The sequence below is a fragment of the Pseudoalteromonas sp. SG41-2 genome (assembly GCF_014164535.1).
Classification (GTDB): domain Bacteria; phylum Pseudomonadota; class Gammaproteobacteria; order Enterobacterales; family Alteromonadaceae; genus Pseudoalteromonas; species Pseudoalteromonas rhizosphaerae.
In genome coordinates this window covers 101415-114282 of record NZ_JACJFK010000004.1, presented here as the reverse complement: position 1 = coordinate 114282, position 12868 = coordinate 101415, and the positions used below count along the sequence as shown (strand labels likewise).

The window sequence follows — 12868 nt, the reverse complement described above, 5'->3', positions numbered from 1 at the left end:
AAAAGGTCACCTTCATTCTACACTGGCAATAGACCTTACGTAAACCGTAGGGTGGCTATTTTAACTATTAAACGTAATAAAAAGGTTAATATGAGAACTGCATTTTATATTTCTGACGGTACTGCTATTACTTCTGAAGTATTTGGCCACGCCACTTTGTCATTATTTCCCGTTGAATTTAATCATAAAACTATCCCTTTTGTTGAAACTGAAAAAAAAGCGAACGAAATAAAAGCATTGATCAATGCAACGGCACAACGCGAAGGCGAAAAACCTTTGGTTTTTTTTACTTTTGTTAATCACAATTTAAGTGAAATTATTCGCTCATCGAACGCCGTTACTTATGATTTCTTAACTACATTTAGTGAGAAAATTGAGCAAGAACTGAAAGTAGCGCCGGTGCCTAAAATTCATCGTACTCACTCAATGCATGAAAAAAGTTATGACTTCAGAATTGATGCCGTGAACTATGCGCTTACGAATGATGACGGCGCTAATATAAGTAACTATGCTGAAGCCGATATAATTTTGGTCGGCGTAAGCCGAAGTGGTAAAACGCCAACTAGTTTATATTTAGCGCTACAGTATGGTATTAAAGCAGCTAACTACCCTATCACTGAAGAAGATTTAGATTCGGGTAACTTACCACAGTGCTTAGTAGCCTATAAGCATAAGCTGTTTGGTTTAACGATTGATCCAGTCAGGTTGGCTGATATTCGCCAACGCCGTATGGCTAATTCAAAATACGCTTCACTTAAGCAATGTCGAATCGAAGTACGCGAAGTTGAAATGCTGTATAAAAAACATAAGCTGGCGTATTTAAATTCGACCCATCATTCTGTAGAAGAAATTTCCGCTAAGATCATTTCTGATACTAACCTTGAGCGACGAAAGTACTAACTTCAATATTTTTAATTTTAGTTACACTAGGTATAAAAATGATATCGGACATTAAAAAAGCCGCATCTGCGGCTTTTGATTTTTTGGACTAACTCTACTTACGTGCGTCTTTTAATAAATCTGCAACTAAGAAGCCAAGTTCTAATACCTGATCAGCATTTAAACGTGGGTCACACTGTGTGCGATAACGCTGTGCTAGATCGTCATCAGATAATCCGTAAGCACCACCAGTACACTCTGTAACATGTTGGCCAGTCATTTCTAAATGAACACCACCTGCATACGAGCCCTCAGCTTTATGAACTGCGAAGAACTGGCTGATCTCACGCAAAATATTGTCAAAGCTTCGGGTTTTATACCCTGATGTCGCTTTTTCAGTATTCCCGTGCATTGGATCAGAACTCCAAATTACTTTACGGCCTTCTTGTTGAACGCGACGTACTAAGGCCGGCAACTTTTCAGGAAGTACATCAGCACCCATACGTGTAATTAATGTTAAGCGCCCTGGGATGTTATCTGGATTAAGCGCATCAATTAAACGAATTAAGTCGTCAGGATCCATTCCTGGGCCAACTTTTACCCCAATTGGATTTTTAATACCTTTAAAGAATTCGATATGTGCATGATCAAGTTGGCGAGTACGTTCACCAATCCAAACAAAATGTGCTGAGCAGTCATACCAATCGCCAGATAGATGATCACGGCGAGTAAGCGCTTCTTCATACCCCAGTAATAACGCTTCATGAGAGGTGTATAAATCAGTCTCTTTAAGGCTTGGTGCAATTGTTGAGTTAATACCGCACACTTCCATAAACTCAAGCGCATCTTGAATCTTATCCGCAAGTTGTTGGTATTTTTCTTTAAGTGGGTTTGCTGCAACAAAACCCATGTTCCAGCGATTTACCTGATGTAAATCTGCAAGTCCACCTTGTGCAAATGCGCGTAATAAATTTAATGTTGCTGCACTGTGATGATAAGCCGTCATTAAGCGTTGTGGATCGGGAATACGCGCTTGTTCAGTAAACTCAAAATTATTTACGATATCACCACGGTATGAAGGTAAAGATACCCCATCAATGGTTTCTAAATCTGCTGAGCGTGGTTTAGCATATTGCCCTGCCATGCGCGCAATCTTAACTACAGGGCATTTACCGCCATAAGTTAGTACGACTGCCATCTGTAATATTGTTTTAAATGTGTCACGAATATTAGCGGCATTAAAGTCACTAAATGATTCAGCACAATCACCACCTTGAAGTAAGAAGGCACGGCCTTCACAAACGTCTTCTAGTTGTTTAAATAAACTACGGGTCTCTTCTGCGAAGACCAGTGGCGGTGCACTCTTTAATTGGCCTTCAACAGTTTTCAGCGCTTCTTGATCTGGATACTGTGGCTGCTGAAGTATTGGGAGCTCTCTCCAGCTATTTGGGTTCCACGACTGCATATTAATTTCCTCATTCCTACATTTACCTGATAGATGAAAATTAACGTATGCAGTGCCCCTGTTCAAGGACTATATTCGCTAATTATCAATTATTTAGTTATGAGATAAATATTATTGATGATTTGCACTGTTCTGCCACCTTTTTATTTTTTAAAATATGCACAGGGTATTGTTTAACTTATTAATATAAAACATAAAATTAAATAATACAGCGAGACCTTAGTAAATAAAATAAGTGCCTACTCTACAACTGATAATAAGAACACATCATACTTAAATTGCAATGCTATGTAACCTTAACTTTACAGATGAAATTAGATTATTTTTTATATCAAATGGCTGAAGTTTAAAATATGTGCTAGGGGTGCTGAGTAATAAAGAGGTATACCTAAATTAAATGAAATTCAGTTCGTCTGATGTTGCTTGTAACTACCTTGTTTGATTCATGTTGGCACGTATCTCAAATTACTGATAGTTGTCAATTCTAGCCTGAATGACACTGCAATTAAATTAAGGCAATAGTATGTAATTGTAAAATTCGAGCGCTGGTTTGACTCCAACTCCTATACATCTTATTGGCCTATTTCTCAGCGTTCATACAACATTTTTATAATGCCTGGCTTAAACTAGATAGGTTTAGCAGCTTGTTATCACTGTAGTTCAGCTCTTTAACTATATCGACGATTACTTAAGCTTCATGGTTATAAAGTCTGTAAGCGCAGTTTATTTTCGTGCTCACAGCCATAAACTTACTCACTGCAACTGCACGACTGATAATTTGTAAGCTGTTTCAAATTAGATAATCCCCTGAAGCAAAATTGAAATAGTGTGCCTATGAGTAATTTATAGAATTGGTCACATCAATAAGCTCCCGTAAATTATTGCATTGATATACCAGTATCCATTGGCAACTGAAAACTACAATAGAGTTAGTCCTCACCCTTCAACTACACAACTTATACTTGAGGTAAATACTTCTATCGGATCGGAGATTATGCAATTGCAGCAACATGATGTACTTAATCATCAGCTCAAAGGCAATAATTAAACATACTTATTTAGAGATGATCGAACTTTTAAGTTAGAAAAACTATCAACCTATCCGTTATAAGGTCCTTACCAAGGACAAAGAACACATCATACTTCATTTGATTTAAAGTATATACTTAACATCAAGTAAAGTTAAACGATAAATAAACAGGTGATTGTGCGCTGCTTTGTTTTTAGTTTAACTGCGGCTATGGTAGACTATTATCATCTATATTGTATGATGTGTTCTTATGGTAACTAAAGTACAAATTCGCAGTCAGTTCGATTTACTTAGTGATTTAACTAATCACTTTATTGATGATTTAATGCAATGCGATTATTCAAAGGCTGATTATTATCAATTGCCTGATATTGATAGTAACGATGAAAAGATAGTCCCTCAATCGATCAATGTTACGAAAATTACAGGTGCTACGGGCCAAAAGTTGATTTTAAATTCATTTAACGATATCTATAAAAAATCAGGCTTAAGTAGTCGTGTTTTAAAACGTCACCCTGGGTTACTGGTAATAAAAAATGCGGATCAAAAACAACTTGTTGCTCGAATTCAACAATTAAATAAAGCTAAAGCTGCATTTAAAGAATGTATTCTAGCCATTGATAATAATGATGCTCGCTTTGAAGCGGTTCATAATGCGATACCAAATTTAATAACACTCGCCGCGTACCGTAAAATTCATTTTGAAGTAAACTCCCCTTTTTCAGTTCGTTTTACCTGGATGCACAAACACGCGACTAAAACACTGACAAAAAAGATGGCACTAGCCATGCTCGAAAAATCAGCCAGTTATTCCAATCCTAGAATGATAGATCAACTCAGTTGGCAAACACTCGTTGCTCAAGAACAATTACGTGTCGCTAGTTTAGGAGATAAAGATAAGTTACGAATAAGACGCCCCACCCGCGTTAGCCCACAAGTAAATGTGAGATACACCGCGCAAAATCGTTATCATGTTAGTGCCGCACTACCTTTTATTTTGATAAACCCTGAACCGGATGTAAAACTAGGTACGTTATCAGATTATCAAAAACCACAAAGCCATCCGCGTAAACGAGAGTATGATTTTCTTGTTGATAGATTATATTTGGAACAAGTTGATAAATAATTATGTTAAAAAGGCCGCTATATAGCGGCCTTAGTCAGAATAAGCTTAAGCGGTAAGTTAATCTTTGACTATTTCTTCAATTTTATCTTCGTCGATTAAAACTGCATTTTCAACTATGCGTTTACCACCTTGAATTTCAATACGTTTGTTATGCTTATTCAAAGTAAGTATTTCATCACAAAACTGATCTGAAGGATGCATCTCGTATGTATAATCTACAATGTTACCAGTTTTATCATCTTTAACATTCGTAATGCTATATTCTGAAATAGCACCTTTTTCGATAAGATCTTTCATCGTAGTGGTCATATCACGACGCAATGCTTTTAATTTATTTTCAGTGATATCGTCAGTTGAATAGATTGAGCCATATTTTTCCATGATAGATAACAATCTAAAATGATATGTTTTTCCTGGTGCCGCATAGCGCCAAAGATGATAAAGACGCAACATCATCCAGCGAGATAATCCGCGCTTTAATTCTTGCGCACTATTGAAATAGTAACCTTTGTATTCGAGGTTATCGATCATGTTATGGACAAACGCATTCAAGCACGCAACACATTTAACATTACCGCCCTGCCCTTTTTTACCACTAAAGTGCAAAGAAGAAAGAAAGTTCATATTTGATTCGTAAAATGAATCATCAATATTGGTATTTTTAGTATCTGTCGCTGAATACTTAAACGATAGCTTAGAACCTTGCAGTGCTTCTAATGCTTCTTTGATTTGTGGGTAAGGCATTGATTGCCCAACAGCTTTAAGTTCTTGCGCTAATTCGTTCATCGAAAAAACCACGGCATATTGAATACCGGACTTAAAATTGATTTTAACAATTTTACCTTTAGAAGCTAAACGGATTAATGCACGTTCTACTTTTTCTTCACGATCTGATGGCCAAACTAAATATTCAACATCTTCACCGTCTTTACGGGTACTTACTACCGCTGGAGTAATTTTAATTTCACCATCATACAAAATGCCATCCACTTTTTCGGATATTTTTCGAGTAATAATGGTTTTTTTAGGTGCTTCTTCGAGTGGTAATTTTTTATGGCCTGAGCGAACAAAACGTCCCCACAAATCATAATGATTAAAAGTATTCGAATAGGCCCTTAGTCCATGCGCTGCATTTTCTAATGAAACCCGCACATCTTTATTGTCTGTAAATAATGCGAGGCTTTCGTTATCTATTGCACTTTCCACCCCGTGGATCTGACCCCGTAATGTATCGGGTAAGTTATCTACCGAGATGTTGACCTTTCGGTTCATTGTTCTTATTTCCAATTTTATTGCGACAGCTAATAACAACACATTAAACAGAAAAAGTTAAATGTTTAAGTTAGTACAAAACTGATCTGGGATTAAAATATATGTTCAGATCACTATTTTACTAAGTAACCTTAATGATCTTGATTTTCAGATCAGTTTTTTACTAACACTACGGTTATAAGTCTAAATTTTACTAACTCACGCGTATTTTTGTCCGTGTATTTTTGTTTTTTAACCAAAAATACACGACATAAATCTAATTTTTACTAATGCCTGTGGATAATCATCGAATCAGTTAGCATAGATCTGATCTATACCTACTACAGATCAGATCTATACTAATTGAACAGCCTATTTATCCCGATTGTAAGTGGATAAGTTCTTAATTATCTTAGTAAAAAACTGATCTCAACAGCGGTTTTTGTGCGTAAACCTGTGTTCAAACTGTGCATAACTTAAGTATCTGATTCAGAGTTAGTAAAATTACGATCTGTCAGTTACTAAAGATCTGATCTTAACCAAGTATAAACCTGATCCACTTTTTTTACTATTATTTATATATATCAGAAACTTAGATGTCTATTTTATGCCCTTAACCTTTACTACCTTATATATTTAACCACCTTTAAACTTCTTTATTTATACTAAGCAATTTTAAAATTACAAATTAATTCTAAATGTCTTGTTATTAAAAGCCATGTCGTCATAAATAGTTGTTTACAGTCAATTGAATGGACATTATACTTAATACCTAACTTTGAGGAATAAAGTATGTCAATTCATAATAATGCGCTATCCACCTATCGGCTTTTAAAAGCAACTGCAGAAGTCGCAGAAAAATCATTAGCAGGACGTATTCAGCATTATCGTGCCCACTTAAAATCTGAAGAAAAAGAGCTTCGAACTTACACTCAAAAAGCAGCAGCAGATCTGTTAGGCTGTAACAATCGTACCTTAAAACGCCGCCATGACAATGGTGATTTTGATGAGCTAAACATCAAACGCGGTGCAAACGGCCATTACGCTTACACTTTGGTAAATATATTTGCTATGGCAGATATAATGGATATTCAGCCAGATCACCGCAATGTTGACGATAAATTACAAGTTATTGTTATCAACTCTCTAAAAGGCGGCTGTGGTAAAACAACCAGTATGGTAAATATTGCTGCAGCCCTAGCTACGACTAATATTAAACGTTACCGTATTGGTATTATTGATTTAGATCCGCAAGGGTCATCATCAAGTTTTTTCCCACCCAGTGAACCTGAACCGATCACGGTCGGTGATTTAATGCGAGATTGCATTGATTTAGATCCAGATGAAACTTGGCAGCAACTTGTTACAAATGCTTTTTTGCCTACGCATATCCCAAATATACGCATTTTGCCTTCTGGTATGGATGACTTTTACTTTGAACATGAAACTGCAACGTTGCTAAAAGATAGTTCAAGTTATGAAAAAACCCGTCATTACCATAAACTATTAGAAAAAGTTATTGATCCGGTCAAGGATCAATTCGATATCATTTTAATTGATACAGCTCCATCTCTTAACTTCATGTTTTATAATGCTTTAATGGCATCTACGGCAATGCTGATACCGGTACATCCTGAAGCCGTTGATTTCGATGCTAATAACAAATATTTAAAACGTTTAGGCGAGATCTATCATACCGTTGCATCTTTAGGTCATGAAGGCTGGGACTTTATGCAATTTTTAGTAACTAATTACGTAAAAGGCAATCATTCACAGCGTGACATCGTTAAAGATGTACGCAGTGCATTTGGTCGTCAGGTAATGAGTTACCCAATTAACCACAGCTCGGCAATTACAGCGAGCTCTTCGTCATTCAATACTATTTTTGATCAAAAAACATCTGACAGTTTAGCAAGTAGAGAATCACTGATCAGAGCTCAAGAAAATATAAAAGATGTTGTTGATGAATTAGAAATGCTGATCCGTTCAAACTGGCAATCAACACAATCTCAATTGAATGAAACTAAGTAAGGTAGTTAACAAAAAATGGCTAAAAAACGTAAAAATGACACCAGCTTAGATCCTTTTGCTACTTCAATTGGTAATAGTAATCTTGATGAATTACTAGAACAAGCAAACGCAGGCGATGTGATCAAAATGCCTGCACCAAGTGATCCTAATCGTCAGATCACACTTGTTTGCAAAGTGATCCCGCATGCTGAAATAGAAAGTACCACCAAGGTGTACGCAAAAAATCGTCGTGTTCAAGTGTTACTCAATGAAAAGTCTGTCGCTGATATACTCCCTGCAATAGCCGAGGATGGTCGTAACCAACACCCCGCCCTATGTTGGGACAAAGGTGATAAAACACTGGTATTAGCCGGCTCACGTCGTCGTATGGCATGTATAATTGGCAATGCTGACTACATGGTTCTTAGTTCGAGTGATTTTACAGATTTAGATGCTAAGATTTTAGCGGTATCGTCAGACCAATATATTGCGCCGAGCCTCTGGGAACTTGGCCAAGCATATCAACAAACAAAAGATGAATTAGTTGCACAGGGAAAAAAAGGCTCTTATCGTGAAGTAGCCGCCATTGAAGGTGTATCGCATACAGCTATTGCTGATGCAATTAAAGCCTTTGAGAAGCTTCCTGCTGCCGTACTTGCCCTTTATCCAACAGCGAATCATGTTGGCCGTGAAGTAGCTAAAAAACTGATTGCAGCAAAAGAACGTGATGAGCATAGTTTTAATCAGCAAGTAAATCATTTGACACACGATAATAGCTTAGAAGATATAATTGGTGATGATAAGCGTGCAATGACGATCACTAAATTACTTACCGCTGAGCCACCGTCAGCTCAACGTCGAGAAGCACTACTAGAAAATAATTATATCAGCTTGCAACGTAATTTAAAAAGTGGTGATTTATCAATCAAAATTGATAATAAAGTGATGACTGACAAGCGCTTAGAACAGCTAACTAAGTTATTAAATGCATTTAACTAGTTAATAAAAATCTGATCTGAAGGCTTTTTTTGTTAGTAAAATTCTGATCCCAAACTGTGTTTTGTTAGTAAAATAATGATCTAAAATATCAATAAACCTTACTATTGAGCTCATAGATCATTTTTTTACTAACTGATTAGCTATATTTTTCACTCTTACCGCTATTTTTTTATACCTTAGTAAAAATGTGATCTGTAAACGCGCTTAATAATTAACAATATGTTTATAACTTGTGGGTTTGTTGTTGGTTAATTGTGTTTAACTATTAAATTCAGCTGTTTTTGTATTGAGATCATTTTTTTACTAACTTATCAGCTCCAACCAGTCTTTTTAATCATTTTAATGCTTTAGCTCGACGCCGATAAATCATATACTGGTAAAATTATTTTTATTTTTTACTGCCCTGAGCAATATGTCTGCTAACTTATCTAAGAATGACCTACTCGCTATTTTTGAAGAGATCAAGCAAGAGCAAGCGACTCAATTTCCTTTATCTGAGCGATTTATAAAACAGCTGTTTAAGCCTCCTGTGCTCAGTAAAGCAAAAGAGTACGTAGCAAATGGTCAAATTAATTGGTTAGAGCATAATCATGATTTCTCTGTCATTGATGCCTCGGTGTTTGGAAATCAAGGCAGTACTTTTACCCAACATATAGAGATAAAGAAGTTAGCCAATGGTTTTACAGTTGATCGACACTGTTCATGTAATGCCAAAACTAACTGTCGCCACTTGGCTGCTGTATTGTTAAAGCTGAAGATTGATCATTCAGGTGATTACGGCCAAGACTATATAATTAATGATTGGTTTGAAGAGCTAACAACACTTAAGCAAAACCAGTCAGCACAAGCTAAAAATGTACTTTTATTTGTGCTTGATGTAGAAAACAATCGGGTTATTTTAACACCAAAAATTGCCGCTTTCTCTGCAGAACATCAGTATACCCTCGGTAGAAACCTTACTGATCAGCAGCTTAATAGTTTTGTAACACCATCCGATTTACTCGAAACTGATTTTCGTTTATACAGTTGGATCCGTTCTCAAAATGCACTTGGTAATTTAGAGCTTAGAGGGCAATGGGGATTTAACGCATTGCAGCAGTTGATTGCTTCTCAGCGTTTGTTTTTTGGGCGCTCTCGTCAGTCGATTAAAGCAGATAGTGCTGAAGATCTGAGTTTTTCGTGGTCACACAAAAAAGATCTTATTCAATTAAATGTAAGTTTAACGGGTAAACAATCTTGGTTCTTACTTAAAACCACACCACCGACTTATCTTGATACAGAGTCACTACGCATAGGCCGTTTACGTACGCCACTAAGTGGTGAAGAAGTTGCTCATATCAAAGCGATCCCAGCCATTCATACTGCTAATTTTGATCGTGTCTATAAGCAATTAGCTGCAAATTTTGGTGACGGTGTAATACCTCATTACCAATCATCTGAACGTAAAAAAATAAAACGGGTAGCAGATACTTGTGCTGTTGTGGATGTTAGTAATAGCAATAACCAATTAAAGCTTACGCTTACCTTTAACTATCAAGATGGTAATTACGCTCCAAACTCAGCACCAGCAAATATTCTCAATGCATCGCTTGAAAATACCGTTATCACAGAGCTCACAAATTTAGGCTTTGAACTATGTAAAGGGGCTTTACAAAATGAGTTTGTTTTCAATAAACAATCAGTTATTCATCAGCATTGGTTTAAATACGAGGTTTTGCCTAAACTTCGTCAGCGTGGTTGGAAGGTAACTGATAAAAAACTAGTGATAAAAAAATCAATCACTAATGTCAGCTTGGATGTTAAACGTGGTAAAGGTCATCAAATTGTTAGTAAAATAATGATCTCAAACGCTAAAGCTGCCACCGTATTAGCAAACGATAATTCAGAATTTCAATCACTTAATCGTCAAAGCGAACTTTTTTATTATTATGCAAATGGTAAACAGTTTGGAGTAATAACAAAACCAGCTTTTGATACGCTTACTGATTTTAAAGATCGTTTTGAGTTTATAAAAACACGCGATGAATTACTTATACCTTTATCATTTTTAGTACATTTAATGAAGATGAGCTGTTTTGCGGTTAACTTAGTCGACGACAGCTTAGAGTCTTATTTAGCTGAGCTAGATGCACCAGCTACTGCTACTACAGTGTTACATGGCTTGAATGCGGGCGTGCGGCTTCGCGAGTATCAACAGCAAGGCGTTCAATGGCTACAGTTCTTAAAACGCCATCAGTTAGGCGGAATCCTCGCCGACGACATGGGATTAGGCAAAACCTTACAAGTTATTGCATTTTTAGCTAACGCACGGCAACGAGAGCAAGCAGGCCCAACGCTAATTGTCTGCCCAACGAGCTTGGTAAGTAATTGGCAAAATGAAATGGCTAAATTCGCCAGTAGTATTAAAGTGACGACCCTATTTGGTAGCGCGCGGATTGAGCAATTACAACATTTAGCTCAGGCAGATTGCATTCTTACTACTTATCCATTACTCAAGCGAGATATCGCTTACTACTCGCCGTTGTATTTTGAGAATATTATTCTTGATGAAGCGCAGTATATAAAGAATGACAGTGCGCAAGTATCTCGTTTAGTTAAGCGTTTAAATGCTCAATTTAACTTATGTTTAAGTGGTACACCGATTGAAAACAATTTATTTGAATTGAAATCATTGTTAGATTTTGCAATGCCTTCCTTGCTTGGTTCACAGGCTCATTTTAAACAGCATTTTCAGACTCCGATTGAGCGTGACGCTGATAGTGATCGTGCTAAAGAGCTTAAATCACTGATCTTGCCTTTTATTTTACGTCGAACTAAAGCTGAAGTAGCACAAGAGCTACCACCGAAAACAGAGTTGATCAAAGAGTTTGAATTCGAAGCACAGCAAAAAGATATTTATCAAAGCATTACTGATTCTCTAGAAGAGAAAATGGTCGACCTGTTTGCTTCCCAAGGCGCGCAAAAGAGCAAATTAGCCTTTTTAGAGGCGTTATTAAAGTTACGACAAATATGTTGTCACCCGCGTTTGATTGACGAACACACCTCAGCTAGAAGTGCAAAACTTGACTGGTTGAGTAGCCATTTACCAGTAATGTTAAGTGAAGGTCGTAATATTATTATTTTTAGCCAATTTACTTCTGCATTAGATATTATTGCGCAGCAGCTAGCATCACTGGAGATCAATTACAGCTTGCTTACGGGGCAAACGCGTCATCGCGATAAAGTGATCGAAGAATTTACCAGTGGTCAAACGTCGGTATTTTTAATTAGTTTAAAAGCTGGCGGTACAGGGCTTAATCTTACTCAGGCGGACACTGTGATCCATTTTGATCCTTGGTGGAATCCAGCAGTAGAAAAACAAGCGACAGATCGTGCTTATCGAATCGGTCAAACAAATCCTGTTTTTGTTTATAAACTGATAATGGCGAATTCAATTGAGCAAAAAGTATTTAAAATGCAACAACATAAGCAAGCGCTTGTTGATGCATTATTTACTGAAAAATCAATGAGTTTTACAAAATTTGATGAACAACAAATGCTTTCTTTGATAAAAAGTTAGCATTATTTCAAATTAGCCTGATTTATTTTGAACTAAATTAGCGTGAGGGCGTCTACTTCTTTGCTTGTTGTTAAATTGCAGTTTACACAAGCATCATTGTTGATTTCCCCCTATTTGGTTACTAGTTTTAGTAATGATTGAGCCAGCCCATTTTGAGCTGGCTTTTTTTATGCCTGCTATTTGGCTCATGCAATATTATTTTATCAATTTTAAATTTATTTTGAACTAAAGTAGTTTGAGGGCGTCTACTCTTTTGCTTGTTGTTGAATTGCAGTTTACGCAAGCATCATGTTGATTTCCCTATTTGGTTACTAATTTTAGTAATGATTGAGCCAGCCCATTTTGAGCTGGCTTTTTTTATGTCTGCTATTTGGCGCATGCAGTATTATTTTCATCAATTTTAAATTTATTTTGAACTAAAGTGGTTTGAGGGCGTCTACTCTTTTGCTTGTTGTTGAATTGCAGTTTACGCAAGCATCATGTTGATTTCCCTATTTGGTTACTAATTTTAGTAATGATTGAGCCAGCCCATTTTGAGCTGGCTTTTTT

At 36.5% G+C, this 12868-nt stretch carries 7 protein-coding genes; 5 read left to right on the top strand and 2 right to left on the bottom strand.

From position 1 onward, the window contains the following. The first annotated feature begins 90 nt into the window (after positions 1-90). Positions 91-900 carry a pyruvate, water dikinase regulatory protein gene (locus tag H5186_RS04510; RefSeq protein WP_145239024.1) on the top strand — a complete coding sequence of 270 codons (810 nt, stop codon included), beginning with the start codon at positions 91-93 and terminating at the stop codon, positions 898-900. A gap of 94 nt (positions 901-994) precedes the next feature. Here the strand turns inward: H5186_RS04510 and H5186_RS04505 are convergent, their stop codons facing one another. Further along, the gene (locus H5186_RS04505; protein WP_145239021.1) at positions 995-2344 is read right to left on the bottom strand and encodes a class II 3-deoxy-7-phosphoheptulonate synthase; all 1350 of its coding nucleotides are present in this window, start codon (positions 2342-2344) and stop codon (positions 995-997) included. Between the two features lie 1280 nt (positions 2345-3624). Between H5186_RS04505 and H5186_RS04500 the strand changes: the two genes are divergently transcribed. Then, on the top strand, positions 3625-4500 hold the full coding sequence (locus H5186_RS04500) for a DNA replication terminus site-binding protein (RefSeq protein WP_182794169.1): 876 nt from the start codon (positions 3625-3627) through the stop codon (positions 4498-4500). 57 nt (positions 4501-4557) lie between these two features. Here the strand turns inward: H5186_RS04500 and H5186_RS04495 are convergent, their stop codons facing one another. Next, complete coding sequence (locus H5186_RS04495; protein ID WP_145239015.1) at positions 4558-5772, bottom strand: replication protein A; 1215 nt, start codon at positions 5770-5772, stop codon at positions 4558-4560. A gap of 771 nt (positions 5773-6543) precedes the next feature. On the opposite strand from H5186_RS04495, the gene H5186_RS04490 reads away from it, so the two are divergent. The 3 genes from H5186_RS04490 to H5186_RS04480 all read left to right on the top strand — a co-directional run bounded on the left by H5186_RS04490 (position 6544) and on the right by H5186_RS04480 (position 12319). Then, positions 6544-7782, top strand: a complete 1239-nt coding sequence (locus tag H5186_RS04490; RefSeq protein WP_145239012.1) for an AAA family ATPase — start codon at positions 6544-6546, stop codon at positions 7780-7782. A gap of 15 nt (positions 7783-7797) precedes the next feature. Beyond that, positions 7798-8760: a transcriptional regulator gene (locus H5186_RS04485; RefSeq protein ID WP_182794168.1), complete on the top strand. Its 963-nt coding sequence runs from the start codon at positions 7798-7800 to the stop codon at positions 8758-8760. Between the two features lie 412 nt (positions 8761-9172). Beyond that, positions 9173-12319 carry a DEAD/DEAH box helicase gene (locus tag H5186_RS04480; RefSeq protein ID WP_182794167.1) on the top strand — a complete coding sequence of 1049 codons (3147 nt, stop codon included), beginning with the start codon at positions 9173-9175 and terminating at the stop codon, positions 12317-12319. The last annotated feature ends 549 nt before the right edge of the window (positions 12320-12868 follow it).